General features: G+C 57.9%; 26 protein-coding genes and 1 tRNA gene. 3 read left to right on the top strand and 24 right to left on the bottom strand.

Annotated features, from left to right (window positions below):
- Positions 1-197: 197 nt before the first annotated feature.
- Both smbP and JWZ97_RS02610 read right to left on the bottom strand, forming a co-directional pair.
- On the bottom strand, positions 198-500 hold the full coding sequence (gene smbP, locus JWZ97_RS02615) for a small metal-binding protein SmbP (RefSeq protein ID WP_205433240.1): 303 nt from the start codon (positions 498-500) through the stop codon (positions 198-200).
- A 97-nt stretch (positions 501-597) separates the two neighbouring features.
- A complete protein-coding gene (locus tag JWZ97_RS02610; RefSeq protein ID WP_205433239.1) occupies positions 598-795 on the bottom strand; it encodes a CsbD family protein in 198 nt (65 codons plus the stop codon).
- A gap of 25 nt (positions 796-820) precedes the next feature.
- Between JWZ97_RS02610 and JWZ97_RS02605 the strand changes: the two genes are divergently transcribed.
- Together JWZ97_RS02605 and JWZ97_RS02600 are read left to right on the top strand one after the other, a co-directional pair.
- Positions 821-1129 carry a hypothetical protein gene (locus JWZ97_RS02605; RefSeq protein WP_205433238.1) on the top strand — a complete coding sequence of 103 codons (309 nt, stop codon included), beginning with the start codon at positions 821-823 and terminating at the stop codon, positions 1127-1129.
- A 257-nt stretch (positions 1130-1386) separates the two neighbouring features.
- On the top strand, positions 1387-2391 hold the full coding sequence (locus tag JWZ97_RS02600; RefSeq protein WP_240342563.1) for a class I SAM-dependent methyltransferase: 1005 nt from the start codon (positions 1387-1389) through the stop codon (positions 2389-2391).
- Between the two features lie 599 nt (positions 2392-2990).
- On the opposite strand, the gene JWZ97_RS02595 is transcribed toward JWZ97_RS02600, so the two are convergent.
- From JWZ97_RS02595 to JWZ97_RS19905, 3 genes are read right to left on the bottom strand one after another with little or no spacing between them, the layout of a single operon-like run.
- Positions 2991-3374 carry a VOC family protein gene (locus tag JWZ97_RS02595; protein WP_205433236.1) on the bottom strand — a complete coding sequence of 128 codons (384 nt, stop codon included), beginning with the start codon at positions 3372-3374 and terminating at the stop codon, positions 2991-2993.
- 16 nt (positions 3375-3390) lie between these two features.
- A complete protein-coding gene (locus tag JWZ97_RS19910) occupies positions 3391-3609 on the bottom strand; it encodes a hypothetical protein (protein ID WP_240342446.1) in 219 nt (72 codons plus the stop codon).
- Positions 3610-3638: 29 nt separating this feature from the next.
- Positions 3639-3788: a hypothetical protein gene (locus JWZ97_RS19905; protein WP_240342445.1), complete on the bottom strand. Its 150-nt coding sequence runs from the start codon at positions 3786-3788 to the stop codon at positions 3639-3641.
- Here JWZ97_RS19905 and JWZ97_RS20290 point away from each other — a divergent pair.
- Positions 3780-4130: a site-specific integrase gene (locus JWZ97_RS20290; RefSeq protein WP_371822560.1), complete on the top strand. Its 351-nt coding sequence runs from the start codon at positions 3780-3782 to the stop codon at positions 4128-4130. The genes JWZ97_RS19905 and JWZ97_RS20290 overlap by 9 nt on opposite strands.
- A 312-nt stretch (positions 4131-4442) precedes the next feature.
- Here the strand turns inward: JWZ97_RS20290 and JWZ97_RS02580 are convergent, their stop codons facing one another.
- The 19 genes from JWZ97_RS02580 to JWZ97_RS02490 form a co-directional block, all read right to left on the bottom strand.
- Positions 4443-4685, bottom strand: coding sequence for a type II toxin-antitoxin system HicA family toxin (locus tag JWZ97_RS02580; protein ID WP_205433234.1), 243 nt, complete (start codon positions 4683-4685; stop codon positions 4443-4445).
- Positions 4682-5020, bottom strand: a complete 339-nt coding sequence (locus JWZ97_RS02575) for a type II toxin-antitoxin system HicB family antitoxin (RefSeq protein WP_205433233.1) — start codon at positions 5018-5020, stop codon at positions 4682-4684. The genes JWZ97_RS02580 and JWZ97_RS02575 overlap by 4 nt, the downstream gene beginning before the upstream one ends.
- Positions 5021-5145: 125 nt before the next feature.
- Positions 5146-5808: a KilA-N domain-containing protein gene (locus JWZ97_RS02570; RefSeq protein ID WP_205433232.1), complete on the bottom strand. Its 663-nt coding sequence runs from the start codon at positions 5806-5808 to the stop codon at positions 5146-5148.
- A gap of 80 nt (positions 5809-5888) precedes the next feature.
- Positions 5889-6524: a hypothetical protein gene (locus JWZ97_RS02565; RefSeq protein ID WP_205433231.1), complete on the bottom strand. Its 636-nt coding sequence runs from the start codon at positions 6522-6524 to the stop codon at positions 5889-5891.
- A 739-nt stretch (positions 6525-7263) separates the two neighbouring features.
- Positions 7264-7482 (bottom strand): hypothetical protein, encoded by a 219-nt coding sequence (locus JWZ97_RS02560; RefSeq protein WP_205433230.1) that lies wholly within the window; start codon positions 7480-7482, stop codon positions 7264-7266.
- Between the two features lie 326 nt (positions 7483-7808).
- The gene (locus tag JWZ97_RS02555; RefSeq protein ID WP_205433229.1) at positions 7809-8114 is read right to left on the bottom strand and encodes an HGGxSTG domain-containing protein; all 306 of its coding nucleotides are present in this window, start codon (positions 8112-8114) and stop codon (positions 7809-7811) included.
- Positions 8115-8185: 71 nt separating this feature from the next.
- The gene (locus JWZ97_RS02550) at positions 8186-8770 is read right to left on the bottom strand and encodes a hypothetical protein (protein WP_205433228.1); all 585 of its coding nucleotides are present in this window, start codon (positions 8768-8770) and stop codon (positions 8186-8188) included.
- A 390-nt stretch (positions 8771-9160) separates the two neighbouring features.
- Positions 9161-11290: a YfjI family protein gene (locus tag JWZ97_RS02545; protein ID WP_205433227.1), complete on the bottom strand. Its 2130-nt coding sequence runs from the start codon at positions 11288-11290 to the stop codon at positions 9161-9163.
- 2 nt (positions 11291-11292) lie between these two features.
- Positions 11293-11595 carry a CHC2 zinc finger domain-containing protein gene (locus JWZ97_RS02540; protein ID WP_240342562.1) on the bottom strand — a complete coding sequence of 101 codons (303 nt, stop codon included), beginning with the start codon at positions 11593-11595 and terminating at the stop codon, positions 11293-11295.
- Positions 11596-11680: 85 nt separating this feature from the next.
- Positions 11681-12172 carry a hypothetical protein gene (locus JWZ97_RS02535; RefSeq protein ID WP_205433225.1) on the bottom strand — a complete coding sequence of 164 codons (492 nt, stop codon included), beginning with the start codon at positions 12170-12172 and terminating at the stop codon, positions 11681-11683.
- Complete coding sequence (locus JWZ97_RS02530; protein WP_205433224.1) at positions 12172-12402, bottom strand: hypothetical protein; 231 nt, start codon at positions 12400-12402, stop codon at positions 12172-12174. Before JWZ97_RS02530 ends, JWZ97_RS02535 begins: the two co-directional genes overlap by 1 nt.
- 108 nt (positions 12403-12510) lie before the next feature.
- Positions 12511-14115: a hypothetical protein gene (locus JWZ97_RS02525; RefSeq protein ID WP_205433223.1), complete on the bottom strand. Its 1605-nt coding sequence runs from the start codon at positions 14113-14115 to the stop codon at positions 12511-12513.
- 75 nt (positions 14116-14190) lie between these two features.
- A complete protein-coding gene (locus JWZ97_RS02520; protein WP_205433222.1) occupies positions 14191-14493 on the bottom strand; it encodes a hypothetical protein in 303 nt (100 codons plus the stop codon).
- Between the two features lie 137 nt (positions 14494-14630).
- Positions 14631-15731: a site-specific integrase gene (locus JWZ97_RS02515; protein WP_205433221.1), complete on the bottom strand. Its 1101-nt coding sequence runs from the start codon at positions 15729-15731 to the stop codon at positions 14631-14633.
- Between the two features lie 345 nt (positions 15732-16076).
- A tRNA-Arg gene (locus JWZ97_RS02510) sits at positions 16077-16153 on the bottom strand.
- Between the two features lie 128 nt (positions 16154-16281).
- Positions 16282-17187: a metal ABC transporter substrate-binding protein gene (locus tag JWZ97_RS02505; protein WP_240342444.1), complete on the bottom strand. Its 906-nt coding sequence runs from the start codon at positions 17185-17187 to the stop codon at positions 16282-16284.
- An 11-nt stretch (positions 17188-17198) separates the two neighbouring features.
- Positions 17199-18380, bottom strand: a complete 1182-nt coding sequence (locus JWZ97_RS02500; RefSeq protein ID WP_205433220.1) for an ABC transporter permease — start codon at positions 18378-18380, stop codon at positions 17199-17201.
- Positions 18373-19041: an ABC transporter ATP-binding protein gene (locus tag JWZ97_RS02495; protein WP_205433219.1), complete on the bottom strand. Its 669-nt coding sequence runs from the start codon at positions 19039-19041 to the stop codon at positions 18373-18375. Before JWZ97_RS02495 ends, JWZ97_RS02500 begins: the two co-directional genes overlap by 8 nt.
- Positions 19038-20624, bottom strand: a complete 1587-nt coding sequence (locus JWZ97_RS02490; RefSeq protein ID WP_205433218.1) for a hypothetical protein — start codon at positions 20622-20624, stop codon at positions 19038-19040. Before JWZ97_RS02490 ends, JWZ97_RS02495 begins: the two co-directional genes overlap by 4 nt.
- Between the last annotated feature and the right edge of the window lie 34 nt (positions 20625-20658).

Genomic DNA, 20658 nt, shown 5'->3' with positions numbered 1-20658 from the left:
ACTATTTTCGTGTGTCGTCCTTTGCTTTGTTATTCACGATAACATAATTAACAAGGCTCAAAAAATAAACGGCCAAAATATACCTGCGTCATTAATATTGCGTTACCTTTGGCCGGTATATTAAAGCGCCTTTTTAATAAAAAGGTCTAACTGAGTCGCCTGTCGTCCCTTACGATACCCAGAAAGCCGACGTTTATCTATTGTGCGGCCTTTAGATGTTCTACCGCTTCTCCAGCAGATTTCTTCGCCGCATCAACCTCCCCAAGCTTGCCATGCTTCACGGCATATTCGAGACTCTTGATACCTGCATCCAGATGTTCATCCGAGATTTTTGCATGGCTGCTCGCTGTTTCCGCATGTTCGGCGATAGCCTTCTCATCGGTGGCTTTGGCCGCCGCTTCCGCATGTTTGAGCGCTTCTGCGACGTGATTTTCCGCGGCATAGGCGCAAAACGTGGCCAAGGTCAAAGCGATACCTGCCAATAAACCGGTTATTTTCATATATAGTTCCTATAAAAATGGATTTAACGGCATCTATGTACGACTGTGACGCAGCCCATCAGCCCATCATGTATGGACTTGCACCGCAGAGCGTGTTTTAACGGCCCTTTTTAATATCCTTGATTTCCTCCTTGATATCCTGCTTGAGATCACCAAAGCCCGCCCGCACCTTGCCGACGTTCTTTTGGACATTCCCTTCAAGCTCCAAATCCTCGTCGTCCAGTATCTTGCCGGCGACTTCCTTGACTTTTCCTTTTGCTTCTTCGACTCGGCCTTTCACTTGATCTTTGTTCATGAGTATTTCCTGGTAATTGTTAGGTATGAGCGGCACGTGGGGTGATGTTTCCCGTCGCTCGCTTGCAACAATGCACGGAAAACCGAATGTGGTCGGTGCGGCAACGCACCAATACGGATTAGGCTTACATAATAGAGGGTGCGAAATGCCGGGGCCTTTATTGGCTGCATACCCATTGAGGCAGCGTTTTGTCGATATCACGTGGGATTTCATCGCGGTGATGCAAGTAAGCGAATTTCAGGCATTCGAGGGGTATGCCATCGAGCGCGACCTTATGTTCGATACCGTACCGACGATCTCCAATGGTTTGCTTAGGCTTACGTCCGGCACGTAAAACGGCGAACCGACTTGCGACCTAAACATCGAGTTTGCGATAGGCGGCATGGCGCCCGAGCGAGTCCCTACAGTTTTTTGGAGGAACAATAGATGAGCCAATCTGCAGCAGACTTCGGGGCACCAGCCCAAGACGGCCTCTATCAGCTGATTCAAAAGCAGGTATCCGGTGGTAAGGTCCAAATCCCTTTGGAAATCCGGTTGTGGGGGGGCCGGGTTTATCGTTTTGGAAGAGACGAACCGGCGGTAAAGGTCTTGGTGAAAGATCGCAAGGGCTTGGACGCTTTGCGCCGCCTGGACGAATTAAGGATCTGCGAGGCATATATGAACGGCAGCCTGGACGTCGTGGGCGATATGCTGGGCTTCGTCAGCCTCCGGCGGGCCTTGAGCGACAGCCATCCCCTGCAATACCTGTGGGGACGGATTGCACCGTGGTTCATAGGGCGGGTTCCGGCCGACCGACAGGCCATCGCGGCCCACTACGACTTCCCCAGCGAGTTTTATCTCCAGTTCCTGGACAGCACCCGCTGTTATTCCCAGGCGGTTTTCGAACGCGATGACGAAGCCCTGGAGACCGCCCAGCGCCGCAAGCTGGACTTCGCCATCGACGCCTGTCGCTTGAAACCAGGAGATCGCGTGCTGGATGTTGGCGGCGGCTGGGGCAGTTTCACCGAATACGCCGGGCAACGCGGCATTCAGGTAACCTCCCTGACGATATCCCGCCAGTCCGAGGCGTTTCTCACGGAGTTGATCCCCCGCGCCCAACTGCCCTGCCGGGTGCTGAATCAGGACTTCCTGGCCTACGCCCAGGCCGAACCCTACGATGCGATCGTCATACTGGGCGTGATGGAACACCTTCCCGATTACCCGGCTGTGCTGCGGCAATTTCAGCGCCTGCTGAAACCTGGCGGACGCGTCTATCTGGACGCCAGCGCATTCCGGGAAAAGCACGTTAAACCAACTTTCATCACCCGCTATGTGTTTCCGGCGGACCATGCCTACTTCTGCCTGCACGACTTCCTGACTGCGGCAGCCAAGACCCAGATGGACGTGCTGGCGGTTCATAATGATCGCCACAGTTATTACCTTACCTGCAAGGCCTGGGCCGAGAATCTGGAGGCCGCCCGGGATGAGATCATCCGTCGTTGGGGCGATGCGCTCTACCGTCGTTTCCGACTCTATCTTTGGGGTTCGGCCTATGCCTTTCTCAGCCGCGGCATGGAAGCATTCCGAGTTGTTCTGGAAAGGCCCAAGGAGGCTTAAGCCATCGGGCTTGGCCCCCTGTCCGGAGAACTTTATCGAGACCAGTGGAATCCCAAGCAATCCACTCCACTATAAGGAGAAAAATGGGGCACTGAAAGCAGCGAGTGGTCGCGACGTACGCTGTGACACTCGAAAGTTACCGACACACCGATCGCTTTACTGAACTGGAGGATAGTACTGACAGCCAGCTACAACTCGATGCCTCGAAATCCGTATAAATGCTGGTTTCAACCTTATGAACGTTCAATAGCAAAAGAAAGACCAGAGAGGAAAATAGCCAGGAAAGCTGCCGAAATCAGGGGCTGAAGGAAATTGGTGCTCAAGAGGCTCATTCGCGACCGTTCGGCCAATAGGCATGGCGCTTGCCGCCGAACGCACGTGTATCGGCACTAGGATGAAAGCGGGGCAGCCGGGGTTTATTCGTCGGTCTTTCCATAAAGGCTCAGGGTAAATTCTTCGGCCACCCCTTCCAGTCCGGAATTGGGTTGCCTCTTCCCGTCGTTCTCCGGAAGCAGAGGGTTTCAGCAGGGAATGGTGGTTTTGGTCATCCAGCGGTCCAGGTTATTTGATAAGCAAGTATGAGCTCTAGCTGATAGAGACTAACTACCGCTACCGTAGGGGCGGGTTATGACCTCAAGCAAGTGACCGTTGGGATCTTCGAAATACATACCTCGTCCGCCGTATCCATGATTGATCGCCTCCGGAAGTTGCTTGCCAGGATCTGCCCAGTATTCGATCCCGAGCGCCCGGATGCGACTAAAAACATGGTCGAAGTCATCCTCTCCGATCAGAAATGCATAATGCTGTGAGGTAATCGGGCCTTCTTTCTCCTTGAAATCAAGGGAAATACCGTTGCTGAGTTCGACGACGAGAAATGGGCCGAATGGCTTAGGCTCCGGCAGCCCCAGAATATCAGTAAGAAAAGACGCCGACTTTGGTTTGTTAGTGCACCAGACGATGGTGTGGTTGAGTTGAATGCTCATGTGAAAGACTCCGCTGTTACCGATTTGTGATCCCCCGACTTCCTACGAGATTGATCAGGCTACCTGCCAGCACCATTTCAATCTGCCATTCGCTCAGCCTGTGCAGGGTTTCGTACGTCTGATCCTTGCTGCGTTTGCTCAGTTGGACGCGGTTGCCCTGGCGGATGGCTGAACGCACTTCGCCGATGGTCAACATATCGTCCTGATCGATCTTATCCCAGTCTTCGGGATCCACGAATACCAGCGGGAGGATGCCGAAGTTGCTCAGATTCTGCAGGTGGATGCGGGAAAACTCTTGGCGATGACCACCCTCAGCCCCAGGTAGCGCGGGGCTAGGGCCGCGTGTTCGCGACTCGAACCCTGGCCGTAATTGTCCCCGCCCACCACGAAGAAAATCTGGCGTTGATGGGCCATGGCTCTATCGAAAAAGCTCTCGTCGACCTGGCTGAAAAAGTCAGTACCGTACCCTTGAACAAGGAAGCAAAGGAAGCCCTGCTTTCCCGGCAGGGTTTTCGAGAACGACACTGCCGCGAGAGTACGTGGGTGTTTTCTCGGCAGGATGGAAAGCGGTTAATCACCCTTCGCCGCTCTTTTAAATCGGCTTTGAAAAAAGCTGGGATAGAAAACTTCAGGATACACGATCAACGTCATACTCTGGCGAGTTGGTTGGTCATGGAAGGTGTGCCCTTGTACACCGTTCGGGATGTGCTGAGGCACAGCTCGGTAAAGATGACCGAGCGTTATGCTCATTCTTAGCCCGGAAAATGCGCGGGCCGCGCTGAGCATGCTGGATGAGTCACGAGAGTCACGTTGGAGATCACGAAGGATCACCAAAAGGCGACTAAGTTGTTGATTTATATGGTGCCCCGGATACGATTTGAACGTACGACCTTCCCCTTAGGAGGGCGTAGAAACCCATATTTGGCAACAAGCCGCAACACGCTAAAGCAATAAAAACCAATCACTTAGAAAAATCTACTTGCTTTGGCTTGTTGTCAGCTTTTGTCCTTTTTTGCCCCTCAGTGTCCCGCCAGTGTCCCACGGGACAAGCCTCTCTGAGGTGCCCTGTCATTCCCTCAGTGCGGCGTAAAACTCCTTCTTGGACACTCCCGCTTGCATGGCCATGTAGCGCACCAAGTCGGGGCCGAAAGGCTGCTTCGGACAATCCACGGTGACCTTGTACAGCTTGCCGCCCTCTTGCTTCACCCATTGTTCATGGGAAGTCCCTTTCTGCGGCCTTGGGGTGAAGCCAAGTTTGCCCAAGATTTCCTTAACCTCCTTGCAGGTCAGCGGGGGATAAGCCGAACTCATGCGTGACCGTAAGGGGTCAGCGGCACGACCTCAGTGATAAGCGCGTGCTTGAGCGTGTTCCCCATGTGCATGACGTTGTGCAAGAACGCCAAGCCGTAATAAACGGCCCAATCCTTGAGCGGGGCGCTTCGTTTCAGTAGTTGCGGTGCATGCGCCTTGTCTTCCCCCACCAGTGCGTCATACAGGTATTCACGGATGACGGCATCCAGCTTCGACCGGGCCTCATCCAGCGTTTCACCGGTCGCGTACAGGGTGAAGTCCAGGCAGTAGGCGGCCCAATAACCGCCGGCTTCTCGCTTGGCGTAGCAATGAAGTATGAGGTCACTGGTTTTCATGACGGCCTCTTGTCGGCACTCGTTGATTAGTTGGGCGTAAGGCTACCATAACCGGCCCAGGCGTTCAGGGGTGCGCCCGGTGGTGAGATAACCCCTTCCGAAAAAGAAGGGGTTTTTTGAGTCCTTCAGACGGGTGTCCGGTGCTGGGATAGCCAGGCCTCGAAGCCATCCGCGTCAAGCAGCACCCGCCGGCCTATCCGCACCAGCGCCCCGGACTCGCTCAAGCCATTGCCGGGCAGCGTGCCCCGGCTCGACTTGCGCGGCGCGGCATTGAATATCAGATTCCGCAAACTGGCGGCGCTGAACGCCGGGTAAGCCTCGGCGGCCTGCCTCACCGTGTATAGGCGCTTGCCCGGTGGATTGGGCATGGTGGGTGCAGTCAGGGCCTCCACTTGGGCACTGAGGGTTTCCACGCGCTGTTCCAAGGCCATGCGTTCACGTTCGGCCTGTAAGGCGATTTCCAGCAATTGCAGGCGGGTGACGTGGGCAGGAACTCCGGTCACCATGGCGTCATAGGCGCGGATAACCTGAAGATGGAATTTCGGACTAATCCACATGGCGTAGGCGTAGACCAGTTCTTTGCATACATAGGTTCCACCGTTTCGGCCTTCCACAGAAACTACCGGAATCCCGGTAGTTTCTAATTCGGCCATAAGCTCCTTGGTTTGTTGATTGGACAGCCAGTAGCTAGCCCCATGTCTTTTCTCTCCGCCAGATGCTCGATGCAAATCGTTGAGAGAAAACCGACCATCGGGGTCCTGCCTTATGGCCGTGTTGGCAATGGTCATCGCTCGTCCATTATCGGCCTGGTTATGCTGTATGGCCTCGCTAAGTCGCCGGACTGGGCGGGATTTTTGCGTTTCTGGCCTCATGCCGCCTCCTCCCTGAACTCCCGCAAAAACTCCGTTACATCTTCCGGCTTCATGTCGGACAGAAGCTCCAAAATCGCCGCGTCCTTTTCCTCACTGGTCATCTTCTCGACTTCGGCTTTCCGTCTGGCTTTTTCGTCAGCGGTAGCCATCAAACGCGCGATTTCGGCCTCGATGTCGGACTCGCTCAACTGGTCGAGACTGGCTCCGCCGACTTTGACGGCGTGGCGTAGCCAGCAATCTAGCCGTGAGAAGAACCCCACGATGACACCACACTCCGCGCCACGTTTGGCGATGTCGAAAACTATGTATTGCAGGCATGAAAGCCCGTCCGGGTTGTTTTCTTCGCGCAGGTGCTTCAGGAACGCCAGCGCCAACTGATTGCCAATTTTGCAGCTTACCCCGTATCTATCCGACTGGTCTTCCACGGGAATCGGCGGCACATCGAACCAGTTGATTAGGTCGTCTGGGTTGGCTTTCCGATTGACTGTGACGAAGGGCAAGCGGTGTACGGCACACTTTGCTTTTGGCTTGTAACGCAGCAGCTTTTGACCCTTGGTGGTAGCCGCTTTGGCGCTTCGCTGGGTGGTCAGGACGGATTGCGGGCGGATTGCGCCCTTGGTGGGAGTGTTCATGGTTTGGCTCCAATACGGGGGTGTGATTCCCGCTACCAGACGCCAATCTGGTGGGCGGGACCGGGTGGGTTGGCGTGCCGATGGAGCATCGGTGAGCCTTGCGGCTCCCCACACGGCCCGCCCATATTTGGCTTGCCATGCGAATGCGCACAAAAAAACCGCTTTCGCGGCTTGTGCCGCTCCAATTCGGGACGCCAATCCCGGCCCTCGATGCGTCGAAGGCGGGAACATACTGCGGGGTGGTGCTGGGTTCCGTCAAGCCTTTGCGGTTGCCGTACCGGCTAACTGAGTCGAAACCTCGCGCAGTTCTTCAATGAGCGGTTGCACGGAAAGATGCGCGGAAACCTGCGCACTAATTACCGCCTAAAACAGCATTAATCCTGCGCCGGTCCTGAGTTTCGGTGTTCGGAAATGTGCGCGGAAATTGCGAACTTTCCAGGTCATTGAATCGCATAGACCCCGCGCCGCCCTTGGGTTCCTCTGCGAACCACTTGCGCGGAATCTGGAACGCATATGGTCGGCTGGACGATGATGAAAAGGGCGTGAGTTCAATTCACACGCTGCTCCTCGCGCACGCCACATGGAACCGAACCGCCGATTAAAACGCCGATTGCGCCGCCGATTGCGTGGGATGGGGTAACGTTTGCTTACCCCATCGGTGACGCGCGCCTTCTTTTCTGGCCTCCGAAAACCCCGTTGACTGACGTAACAAAACAACACTATTTTTTTCCGGTGCCGGTCAGCGTTCCGTCACCATTTCCAGCGTGTCCAAAAATTCCGTGACGGCCGCGCCGGGATGCGTATCGCGGATTTGCTCGCGTAGGTGCGGGTACAGCTTGCGCCATGTCTTAGGGTCAAGCCAGATATCAAGACGGCGATAGCCCGCTTTGCGTTGAGCATCGCGCCATGCCTTTTGGCGTTCAGCCCGTTCTTGCCGGATGGTTTTCACGTCAGCCATCGTCTCACCTCGCTAGGATTGGCTAGGATGTAAACTCCGGTGACATATTAGCAAGCTCTAATGTAACGGTGTAACAGTTGATGCAACACCCAAGCAAGGCCCGCAATGCACGCTAGGTGTTGGAATTACACGTCGATGCTGATGATGTCGCAAAACGCGACACCATTACTGAACTGCGCGAATCAGCGCAGTTGCGCCCGATGACGTCCAGAAATTGGACGTCATCGACTTGGTTTTCACCCTAGGTTTTTCTACGGTCCCATGGGCTTCGCCCTGTCGCAGTCGGCAAAACCTCGGAATTAGTCGCGCGGAATGTCAACTTTTGCCTAGTCTTCAAGGGGTTCGCCGGGCTTGTGCCCGTTCTGGGCTGATTTCGCCTTGCCTTCCACCGTCCTCGGCCCGGTCGATAATCCGCCATGGAACTTGCACCGGCCGTTGAGGTAAATGCTGGTGAGCTTGCAGGGCGTGCCGGCTCGGGTTTTTGCCCCACAGGCCAGCCCGCGCAATTCATCGGGGAATGGTGGGTACCGTGGTGGCGGGTATTGATAACCCCGCTCGCGCCACGCCTCGGAAATCCGGCTGCTTTCGGTGTGGTACTGCCGCCACAGCTTGCGCTTTTCGTCGTCGGTCATGGCATTGCCTCACGCATTACGGAGCAATATCCATAGCGGGCAGGTTTGGCACCCCCGGCCCGCTGGACGGCTTAATACTCGCCTGTGTCGTCGCCGTCTTCATCGTCATCCGTGCCGTGGTGAGTCTTAAGGCCATAGCTGCGATAAGGGTCAAGGGTGAGGTAGTCATACAGGCCGGGCCATGAATCACCGTCGTCCTCATTGGCCCAGAGGTAGGGCAGCCCGCCTTGGTTCGCCTTGTGCTTCAACGGCGGATATTGAGCGGCAAGCAACGCCTTAACCAAGTCGATGCCTTGCTGACGTTTGTCATAGTCTCCCGGCGTGCCGTGCTGGCTTAAAAGCCAATTGGCCTTGCTCATCAAGGCATCGTTGTAGCCGCTTCCGATGCTCGGCATAGGTAAGCCGGCTACCCGGTTATATCCCCGCTCGTACGTCCCACCAGCCCTCAGCGTGCCCATGCCGGCGCGGTGGCGTGCCGCTTCATTGCCGGGAACTTGTTCATCAGGGCGGGTCTGGGCGTCATGCGTGGCGATGCCCGGTAGACCTAGCCCCAAGGTGCCGCTTGCTTGAGGCTTGAACGGGTTTGACGCGTTAAAGCCGGTAGGGGGCCGCAATGCTGGTGGGGAAAGTTGCGGTGTCTTGTAGGGCTGGCTCAATGGGGGTGCGCCAAAAATGCCTGTGTCCGTCTTGCCGCCAAAGCGCCCCGGCTCGGAGAGTGGCACCGTTCCGGGTGGTTTCGGGGGCGATGGTAGTACCGGCGGCTTGATGGCTGGCACTCCAGCGGGTGCGCCAAGCGGCCAGTCCGTTACGGGCCCGCCGTCGGCATAGCCAGGAATGGCAGGGGTCCAAGATAGAACGAATGGGCCGCCGTTGATGCGAGAGTTAACCATGGTTTGACGCCTCAGGCTTGGTCATGGAAATTGAATTTCTAAAGCCCCCAAGTCGTGGACAAAACCCACAAAACCCCCTCCCTCGGTGGCTGTAACCTGGTTTTGTGGCTTTTGTCCCTGACTCTGGCCCTCTGAAAGATGAAAAGGGGCGCATGATTACGCCCCCATCGTTACAGATGGATTGACCTCGTAGGCTTTGCTCGGCCTGCCCCCCTGTGGCTTTCCTTGCATGGCAAGCGGGCGGATGTAATGCCGCTCGGTCAGCACGTCCAGCACCGGCCCCAACTCATCGGCTCGCCTGAAACGGGACTTATGGGCATAGTGGCAATCCCGAAAGGTGAAGGTTTCCAGGCGTTCACGGCGTAGCCACCCCAGCGCCACGCGGGCACCGTCTAGCGCCGGGTCTGCGCCCATCAGGTCAAACACGGCCAAGGCATGGGCGCTCAGGGCTTCCGCCATACGTAGCGCGGCGCTCATGTCCTCACCGCTGATTTCGATCGATTCCGGTCCCCTGAATATGTGGCGGGCGATATGGAAAAGGCCGGCTATCCGCACCACGGCACCCGGCAGTTTGCCCCCCCAATCGAAGCAATGTTCGTACATGCCACCCGGCCCCAAGCCGGCCTCGACGCGACACCAGAACGCTTGCCATGCCTCGAAGGCTCCCCGACTCAATTTCAGCGTATGCGGGCAAGGCTCGCCGTCTTGGTCGGTTGCCGGCTGCGCGTTCAATATGGCCTCGATGCGCCCGGCGTAGCGAAGGCGCAAGTCTTCCGACAGCGGGCGCGTGTTACCCGTGCGGCGGCCCAGGTTCGACGCGGGCAGGGCATAAAGGAACCGCGCCAGCAGACCGCGCGCCCGAAAGCTGGGCTTCTCGGTCAGCCCTCGCAACACATCCGGTTGCGGGCTTATACCGATGGTGAGCGTGGCGTTCCGCATGAACACGGGCGGGCGGCTTCCTCTGTCCACCTTGACGGCGGTTCCCGCGTGGCCCTGCAAGTAAATGTCAATGTTCGGTATTCCGCCCGAATAGCGCCCACCCATCATTTCGAAAAGTCCGGCCTCATCCGACAAAATGGCCATCCGCTCGCCGTTGTCGGCCATGACGGTTCCCAGGTTCTCGGGTGTTATGTCGTCGGCCCACGCCTTGGGCGGTTTGGGGATTTCCGGCAAATTGGCTTCCATGTCTGCAATGTCCGCCTTCATCTGGTCGAACTCCGGCCCCTTGGCCTTGGCTGCCACCTTGCGCAGCGTGGCGATGCGTTCCGTTATCGTCTTGTGGTCGCTTTCGGCCTGCTTGATTTCGGCCTCCATCGCGGTGCGTTGCTTGCGCTCCCAATCGGTGAGGGGTGCAGTTGCTGCATTCTTGACGGCGGTCTTGCGGCTCCCAGGCACCAGCGCCGGACAGGTCCAGACGTTGACCGGCTCGAAGTAGCCCGGCTTCACGTTGACCTGATACTTCCCTTGGGCGGCAGCCCCCATCACGGCCAGCACCATCAGGGCGGGCAGCTCGGGCGGGGTTTCCGTCGCTTCCGCAAGCCCCGACACATAGTCTTGGAACACGTCGGGGAAAACATCGTCCGGCCAAACTGGCAGGGCGGCGGCCTCCAAGGGGATAGGCGCTTGCCAGTCATCGGCGGCGGGTTCTTCGGGCATTATCCACTCGGCGGGTACCGGCTCGGCATGGGCTTTGATGACCTCGCGGAACGCCCGGTAAAGCCGCTCGCGCTCGCTATCTGGTATGGGGTCAACGCCGTTCCAGTCAGGGCAAAGCGATTGCAGCCAGTCCACCACATCACCCGCCGGCGGCAGTTCCGGCAGTCGCACCACGGACAGCGCGGGCGGCGCTTCCAGGGCTTGCAGGGCGGCGCACACGTCGCGCATGTACGCTTCGCCCGGCTCATCGTTATCGGGCAGCAGGTAGGCTTTACCGTAGCCCGACAGCGTGCCCCAATCGGTCTTGCTGGCGGCCTTGCTTCCACCTTGGGAAGTCACTGCGCACAGCCCCAGCGATTGCAGACCGGCGGCGCATTTCTCGCCCTCAACGATGACCACGGCGCGGCGGTCGGCATCCTTGGCGAGATATTCCAGCCCAAACAGCGGGCGCGGGTCTGGTGCGGCCCCAGCCGTGAAGCCGTGCCCGTTCATCCTGAAGAACGGCACCACCTCCTTACCGTTCGCGCCCTGGTAGCGCCCCACGATGCCCAGCGGGGCACCATCGGCGGCGCGGTAAGTCCAGGCGTGAAGTAAAGGCTTTTCGTTGAATCGTTCGGGTATGCCGTGCATGGTCACACCTCCCAATCATCGGTCAGCTTGGCCAGGGCATCATGAAAACTCAGCCCCTCCCTTTGCTGGACAAAAGCCACAATATCCCCACCCTTGGCCCCGCAGGCGAAACAGCAGAACGCGCCGGTCTCCAGGTGAACGCGAAAGGAACCGGCCCGGCCATCCGCATGAAACGGACACAAACCACCGTCGACCCATCCCCCCGCCATACGGCGGGGTTCTTTCATTTCGGGCAATTCGGCCTTGTAGAACGACCGGGGATTAACCCCGGCCTTGATGGTTGCGGCGTCTGGACGGCGCTTCATGTCCACCCCCATACCAGCAGCAGGGCGACAGCCAAAAGCAGCGCGGCCCCTGGTAGAATCGGCATCGCGGTAATTATGAAAGCCTTCATTCCGCACTCTCCCTTTGCTCAGGGGCGGCACCACCCGCCCCGGCTTCAAGTGATTGCCTCGAGTTGTCGAATGCGGCTCGCCTTTTCTCCTTTGCGCGAGCCTCGAAGTCGTCAACTGCCTTACAAAATGCACCGATCCGCTCAAGCAGTTCCGGCGTGAACTCCGCGAACAGTTCATAGCGGGTGAATTTCGCCTTTCGGGGAACATCATCCCCGGTTGACGCAACCTCATCGTGGTCAACGATGGTCCAGCCCTTTTCACGCAATTCGTCGATAAAGCTGCCTAGCCGATAACTATGTGAAGCCGAATCAAATTCCCGGTGCGACAGCATCGAACCCGCTGGAAATAACCGCCGCAATGCTCGGGCTTGAAGGCTTTTAACACGGGGCAACACCACATTTTCCGAGCCTAGCATGGGTTTCCGGTCACCGTAATCCGCTCGGGTAATATGGCGGCGATGGTCGCGAATGACTTTTGAAATAATCATTACGCAGCCTCCTTACCGTTGATGCGGTCAATCCAAGAAAAAAAGGCGCTTTCGTCGATAAGGATTTTTCGTCCGACGCGCACCATGCAGGCATCGAATCCATTACCTGGAATCGTGCCTTTACTGGTGACTATGGGTTTACTTTTGAAGATGTAATTACGAAGTGCAGCCTGTGAAAATGCCGAGTGTTTATCGGCAAGCTGCTTGATGGTGAGAAGATTTCGGGTCATTTCTGTTTACCGTGTTTGCCCTGCTTGATGCAGTGGCGACAAAATAAACAGCGGCCCTAGTAGGGAGTCGAAGTGGGGACTCTTGGGTTTCTTGGGGGCAAGGAGGAGCTACTTTCCGCGCTTGGCAAAGCTGGCGTGGTGCGCCATTTTCCAATCAATACCTCTGCCGAGCTTCCATCGGTTTTCGAATGAAGTATCCCCGTCAAAAATCTCGGGGTAGTCATTTTCGCAAATAGTCTTCAGGATTCCCCTTCCACCGGTTGGAATCTTCATGGGGTCATATTTCTTCAAACGAATCGCGGTCAGGATGGCGCAGCGCTGCTTTTCCCCTTTGGTCAGTTCCTGGTCATTTCGCCAATTGTCGGCGCTCACCTCATCCACCACCGTCGAAGCTGGCGCGGGTTCTGGCTTGGTTTCAGCGGGTTTTAGTTGAGGATTTCCTTCCTCGTAGCCAAGGATGAACGGTAGAGAATAGACCGCGTCATCGGGCAGCGTGCTTACCCAAGTAATCTTGCTCGTGTCGAAGACGCGAGTCTTTGCCGATAGGTCGGTATCGTAATCACTCAGGTCTGGCGGTATGCCGAACTCATGGCCCCAGCCAATTTCCCGAACATGGAAGGTCTCGCCATTCTTGCAAGGAACAAGCTCTTCATGGCTGGCCAACTCATCGAGATAACTGTTGTTATCCAGACCCCAGCGATGACGTAATTCGGCAACGGTTAAGTATTTGCCCATCGCGCGCGGATAACGTTTATTAGGCGACTCTTGTTGTTGATTGATGACAGACACGCAAGTGGGCGGTATTTTCTCGCTGTGATATTTCGGCAACATCGCCATATGTGCCCGCTTGAAGTCAATCTGCTTCCGCAGATTCTCGATTTTCGATTCAAGTACCACCTCCTCGGAGGGAGGCATCTTCTCTGTGCTTAATCTGCGTACAAGCCCGTCGTGCTCAAGCTCAAGGTCTTTTAGGTCCAGAAATTCTTGCTTCATGGCGTATTCCAGCCCTTGAGGCAAAATCCAGCCTTGCGACTCCGCCCAAATAATCCATTCATGCGGCTTGGATTTGTCAAAAGTGAGCACGCCGCCTTGTCCATTTTTATCGGGCAATGCTTTTTGAATCGCAGCGACTTCCGTTTCGTAGTATTTGGGTAATTGATGTTCCCGGCTTTTATCGGGCACTCGACCCTTCAACCAGCACAAGGCCTCTGTGGCAGTCCAAGAGTCCTGTTTCAACGCATCCGCGAAATCGTCGTCGCTGGCAGCAACCCCAAACCCTTTGGCTGAGTTATGAAACTCCAAGTCGAGCCAAGCAAGCTCCGCTTCCATGGTTTGGGTATTTATTCGCGCCCATGGGAATGTCGAGCAACCCGCCGTGCGATAAGCGTCCGATACATCGAAGCGGCGCACGATGTAATTTTTCTCTTCCGGCAGATACTTTAGGTAGTCCCAATCCCCATCAACATCTTCCGAGAACCACTCCAGGTCTGCTTGTTGAAGTTTCTCGGCTAATTCCGAAGAAGGGACTGGCTCTCCTGCTTGGTCGATTATGGGTAGGCCATGCTCGGAAATTAGGGTATGTAGGCGGTCAAGGGGGCTTTGGTGCTCGTGAGCTTCCTCAAGCACGCCAAGAAAACCCTTGAGCGACATCGTATCCGGGCCTCTCGCCGGGAAGTATTTTTGTAGCTCAAGGGCTAGAATCTCATCAGCCATGACAAGCCCTCCTACGGCTTGGTCTTGGTCAGGTCACCGGGGCGGCGGCTACCGTCCCGGTTTCCGGTTTAGTGCTTATGCCTGTCTACCAGCTCCGTCGCTGATGAGTTCAGCCAACTGCTTAACCTCTTTCGCCAGACTAGAGCACCCCCACAAGTAATTCTCTTGAGTTTCCCCGTTACATCCCGCGAATGTTTCATACCCGTTGCCCGAAATCATGGCCAGCATCGACGCAAGCTTTGAAGCCTGTGCAGTCAACTGGTCATAAACGGCTAGCTGGTCATCGGCGTTGATGAGATACACGCCACGGGAACAGGTAAATTCATCCTGCAACAACCTAGCGGGCTTGTCGTGAGTGGTAGAATTTTCAGTAGACATTGCTTTGACTCCTTGGAAGTCATGGTGATGTTTAGGGGCGTTTGGTGTTCGTAGCACCATGCGCCCCGCTCTTGCTGGCGATAACCCGCACCAGCACGGGACCGGATAGGTTTTGTGGGTTTTGTCCCGTGCTTGGCCTATCCGAAAATCTTGGCGTTCATCCGCTCCACCACGCTGGAAACATGGGCGTCGGACAGGTGGGAATAGCGTTTCACCATTTGCAGGGTCTTATGGCCTAAGGTTTCGGCTATTTCGGCCAAGCTGGCGCCGTTCATGGCCAGATAAGACGCGGCGCTATGTCTCAGGTCATGAAAGCGGAAATCTTCGATTTCTGCCCGTTTCAAGGCGGCTTCCCAAGGTTGCCTAAGGTCTATGGGTTCGTTCGGGTCAACCTTGCCAGGAAACAGTAAGTCGGTACCCAAGCGGCGGACCTTGGCCAGTTCCTTGACGCTCTCCAGGGCATGGCCCACCAGTGGAACCACTCGGCGCTCTCCGTTCTTGGTCAGGTGTAGTGTGATACGCGCGGCGGCTACATCCACCACGCCCCAGGCGCGATGCTCGGGCGGGCGCTTGGGCTCTCGCCAGTAAAGCCCCAGAATTTCACCTTGACGCATTCCGGTAGAAAGTCCCAGCACCACGGCGGGATAAAGTAGGGCGTTCGATGACTCCCGGCAGGCTTGCAGCAGCGCGGCCCGTTCATCGTCGGACAGGAAGCGCACCCTGCCGCGCGGCGGGCTTGGCTTCTTCACCTTCCGCATGGGGTTATCTTCCAGCCATCCCCATTCATTCACCGCAAGGGATAGAACGGCGCTTAGGGCATTCATATAACTGGTGACGGTTGCCGGCCCTCTCGGCTTGCCTCGTGCCGTCTTTTCGTTCGATAGCTTGTCCCTTACTGCGACAATCGCGGCGGGTGTGAGGTCCGAAAGCAGGGCATGGCCTAGCTCGTCCTTCCAGCGGGCGAGGTTGGTTGTCTTCTTCGCGCGCTCCTTGGGCTTCTCGTTTGGCAAGACGTCCCGCGTGTAGCGGTCTATTAGTTCACCAAGGGTGTGCTTCTTGGCTTCGGCGGTTTTGAAGTGGCGACCTTCCCGAATGGCGCTTTCGGTCGCAGCGGCCCACTTCTTGGCATCGGTCAGCCGGTCGAAGGTTTCGGACTGCGCGGGGTAGCCTTTCAGCCGAACCTTGACCCGGTAGCTTGACTTGCCGTCTTGTGTCTCGCGTTTCTCGATGGTTGCCATGGTCGCGCCCTCTCGTTTGCCTTGGCCAAAAGACTAGAACAAGGCGCAACAAAAGGCAACATCCCATCATCAATGGGATGAAAGAATGGCATAACACATTGAAAAGCAGTTCAAATAATCCGTATGGCCTTGCTTGTGGGACACTCACGGGGCAATTAGTCAAAAAATGGGGCACTCATGGGACAGTTTGCCGGTCTGGTGTCGGTGAAATGACGGGCATGAAATGCCGCTTATGGCAGGGTAGAAAAGGCGCGTTTTATCGTGGTTTGTTGCGGGTGAGTGTCCCGCCAGTGTCCCACAGGCAATAAAAAAGCCCTACGTTTTAGCGTAAGACTTTGTTTTTATTGGCGCCCCGGATACGATTTGAACGTACGACCTTCCCCTTAGGAGGGGGATGCTCTATCCAACTGAGCTACCGGGGCGGGGTGGGTGGGGCGAGCGATGCCGCCCTATGTGTCGCGGATTAGTCTAGCACCTGCCAAGGGCATGACACCAGCCCGAGTCCGGCCGCCCTGCCCCGTGCGTGCGCCTTGTACAACGGCAGCGATGATTACGGTGTCGATTCCAAGTTGGCGATATTCGCTTGCATGACGGAGAGAAAGTCACCTTGTTCAGGGCGCTGGGCACAAGGATCAAGCACCGCGCTACTCACGCCTTTTTCCTTTAGGCGGGCAGCGATTTCCGGGCTGGGTTGCGCCTCCCAGATCATGGTCCGGGCGGGGTGACGGATCAACGTCTCATCCAGCGCCACCCATTCCGCGGCCGGCGGCATTTCGTTCGGCTCCCAGTGGACGGATTTCAGGTTCAAGCCGTAACGGCGCGCCAGGTATTGATAAACCGGATGGGAACCCAGCAAAGGCTGATTTTTCTTGGCCTCGCCCAGTTTTAAAAGCTCATCGTCCAGGACCTTGAGGTCGGCCTGCAGTCCGCTCAGATTCTCCAGAAAAACGGCCTTCAGCTCGGGTCGCTTGCGTATCACGCCCAGCGCCAGCGCTTCGGCCTGCTTGCCCGCCTGGGCTAAATCCAGCCAGGTGGTGAAGGCGATCCCGTCGTGGGAATGCTCACCGCCCGGTCCGTGGCTGTGGGTCACGGCGTTTTCGATGCGGATATAGGCCGCCTTGAAACCGGCCGAGGTGTCCACCTGCTTGAGCCTGGGCAGGCTGACGCGGTTGAGCCATTTCTCGTAGTCGGCGCCGTTCAGCGCGATCAGATCGGCCTTCTGCATTCGGCTGATCGCTTCGGGATCGGGCCGCCAAAACGCGGGATCCTCCCCTGCCGGCACGGGCAAGCTCACTGCCACCCGATGGCCGCCGATACGCTCGGCGAAATAGGCGAGCGGATAATTGGAGACGAACACTTTCAGCTTGCCGTCCTCCAGATCGGCAAGGGCCTCACAGGAAAAACCCGATATCAGCGCGAGCCATGCGGCACTGAGTAACCCACGAACTAGCTTCACACGGATCTCCTTCAAGAAATGAGCGCGTAACGCACGATATCGCCGGCATAGCGCCGGATGGCTTCGAGCAGGACCAGACACAGGCCGCCGCTGACCAGTAACAGTAAGACCAGTTCCGCGGCGAGCAGCCTGGCCACCATCAGACGCCCGCAGCCCAGCAAGGTATTGGTCCGGATTTCCCCTTGCCGCAAGCGCAGGGATAAGGCGAACACCAGGCCGAGCGCCAAAGAAGTCACGCCGCCGACCACGGCCAGGAGTCCATCGAACAAGGCGCCCACGCGGAATATGTTGTCCAGCAGGCCGCGCAGGTTTTCCTGGGGTTGGACGATCTGAATCTTCTCGCCTTGGTCGACATAGCGGCCGCGCAGCAAGGTCGCTGATTTACGGTCATGCGGGAGGGCGATGACGGCGCTGATGGGAAATCCGCCCGGATCGCCGTGAAAATGGAATGAATCGATGTTGTCCGCCGTGATTTCGGTATAGGTCGGTAATTTGCCATCGGCCGCCCGATTGATCTCGGCAAACCCGAATGGACCCGCACTGCGCTCGGGCAGATTTTTTTGCTCAGCGTGTCCGTGACCGATGCCGTCGATCACCCAAGCGGTCTGCAAGTCGATGAAGATCGCTTGGTCGTCCGGCGTGTGGGTGCGGGCCAGCACACCGGCCACGCGCAGCTTGAGCGGGTAGTTGCCGGCCAGGTCGAACAGGCTTTCCGGCGGCGTCGGGAGGCTGTCGCCCGGCTTCAGCTTCAGGGCTTCAGCCGCTGCGGCCCCCAACACGCACTCGCCCAGCATGGCCAGCATCTGACCTTGCGCCACACGCAAACCACGGTAGTCGAAATAGTCCAGGGTCACGCCGACCAGAGGCTGCCCCAGCACGCGCAGGCGAGAGTAGATGGGCAACGCGTCCGCCCAACCCGTCGCAGTCACCTTGTCGGCTTCGACCAGGGTGATGGATGGGGAAACGGCACCGAAGAACAACGCGTTCAGGGTCAAATCCAGGGCGCTGCCTCGCGCACCGATCAACAAAGGCGTCGCCGCGGCGCGCGTCGTCATCTGCCGATTGCCCTCGTTCAACAGAAAATGCAAAGCCACCGGCAGGATGGCGATGAGGCTGAGACAGGTGACGATGATCAGCGTGCGCGTCTTGTGAAAGCCCAGATAGCGCCAGGCGAGGTAGAAATCGTTACGCATCCGCTCGAGCGTGAATCTGGCGGAAATCGAAAATCCGGTCGAACCGGGGCAACAGTTCGTGGTCGTGGGTCACCGCAAGCATGCTGGCATTGCGCCTGTCCGCGGCACGGAACAACAAGTCCAGGATTCTGCTCTTGTTGGCCGGATCGAGATTGCCGGTCGCTTCGTCGGCGAATATGAGCGCCGGTTCCGGCAGCAGGGCGCGGCACACCGCAACCCGCTGCCGTTCGCCCTGGGAAAGCTCGCGCGGCATGCGCTGCAGTTTTCCACCCAGGCCGACATCCTCCGCCAGAGCCGCCGCGCGGTCCCGGACCATGCGGTCGAGCTTGAGCACCCGGTTGATCCGATAGGTATGGATGATGTTGTCCCACACATTCAGGTATTCGAGCAGTTCCAGTTCCTGAAACACGAAACCGATGCGGGTGATGCGAAAGTCGCGCCGTTCGGCCTCGCCCATGGCGTGCAGGGGCGAGCCGTCGACGGCTAAGCGGCCGGCCTGAGGCTGCAGGATGCCGGAGATCAACTTCAACAGCGTGGTCTTGCCGGCGCCGCTGGGCCCTACGATGGCCAGCTTTTCGCCTTCAGCCACATGAAACTCCGGCAATTGGAGCGAGAATCCGGTATGCGGATAGGCGAAAGACAGTTGCTGGACTTTGATCATCGGCTGGCCAGCGATTGCATGTCCTGCCCGTCGACGAAGTGCAGGGCGACGATTTTCCAGGCCCCCTCTTCATCCCCGTGTATCCGCAGCCGGGCTTCGTAGTAGTTGTCGCGCGGGTGGGAATGGCCCCAGTGGGCAACCACGCCGTGCGCGATCCAGCGTACGCGAACTTCCGGGTCCGAGCGGTTGGGGAAGGCCAGCGCATGGGCCTCGGTGATAGTGACGCGTTCCACCCGCCCTACTCCACCCAGTCCCTTGGCCCGTTGCAGCAAGGCGCGTCGGTGCTGCAGGTAGGTATCTTCCAGCAGCGGGCCGTCCAGGCTCTTGGCCAGCCGGTCGTACACGGCCTCCTCGTCGCGTAGCTGAAAGGCGCGATAAGCGTTGTGCAGCAAGGGACGGAGCATATCCTTGAGCCGTGCCTCGTCGGTAATATTCAAGACGACCGACGGTTGGAGACCAGCCGACGCGGCATCGTCGCCGGCGGAATCGGCCACCGGCTCGAAGGCCTCGTCGCGCGACCACGTGTAACGGGGCTGTTGCCGGGTGACATAGCCGTCGAAAGTCTCCCGCCCGTGTAGGACGCTGACTGCTCTCTTGTCACTACCGTCCGGAAACAGATCCCAGTCGACGCTGAGCGTTTGCGCGGGCCGCTCGGTCAGATAGACCTGGATGACGCCCAGCACAGCCGTGGCCGTCTCCAGCCGACCGGCATCGTCCACCGGGCGCAAACCCGCCGCGCCGTAAGCGAGAAACTCGACGCGGTCCAGCTGCCCCGGCAGGTTCCGGCCGTCTATCGTCAGCGCATGCTTGGCCGCCATGAAGGCGCCGATTTTTTCTTTCACCCCGTCGAGCTCCGTCGGCTCGACGAAGCGGGCATCTTTCAATCCCAGATTCAGGTAGGGCTCCAGGTCGCTCAGGCGCAATACCGATTCCTGCCGGACTTCGTAAGCTTCGAGATACACATAAGTGCGCGGCTCGGCATGACGGCGGACCAGCTCGGGGTCGTCGAAGCGGGAGCGCCAGGGATCGGCGTGATTCACGTCCAGTTTCACCGGCTTGTTCAAGGGAAACAGGTCGCCGACCGGTATGCCCCGATGCAGAAAGACCAGGCCTAGCGTCTTGTCCGCCAGGCCGTCGGCCGGTTTGATGGTCAGTTCCGCCGGCTCGCCGTCGAGCGCGAACTCCAGTTCGGCCTCGACGTAAGCCTCGGCCGCCGATCCCGCGGAATCGGGATCGACCCGGCGAACGGCGGCCGGTGTGCCGTTCGGCAGTTTGCCGGAGCCGTCCTGGAAACGAAGCAAGCGAGCGGCGATCATGCCGGCATCGTCCGAAGCGACGCCGGTTCGGCGCGCCAGATCCGGCATGGCCACCGATTTGATCTTGAGGTTCACGCTGAGCCTCCCCGGCACCAGGCGCGCCTCGGCGACCGCCTGGTACTGCGAGAACCCGCTCCAGTCCGCGCCCGCGAGCGGACTATGTCCGGCCCATAGAAGCAGTCCCGCGACCAGTGTGCTCGCCCATCGCAACGCCCGGCACTTGCGCCGTACGCTTTCGTGCCGCTTGGCCCAATAGCCGCCGTTCATCTCATATCACCGTCTCGCTCGTCGCTAGGCAAGC

Source organism: Methylococcus sp. EFPC2, from assembly GCF_016925495.1.
Classification (GTDB): domain Bacteria; phylum Pseudomonadota; class Gammaproteobacteria; order Methylococcales; family Methylococcaceae; genus EFPC2.
Note: the sequence above shows the minus strand (reverse complement) of the source record. Positions and strands in the feature narration are given on the sequence as shown.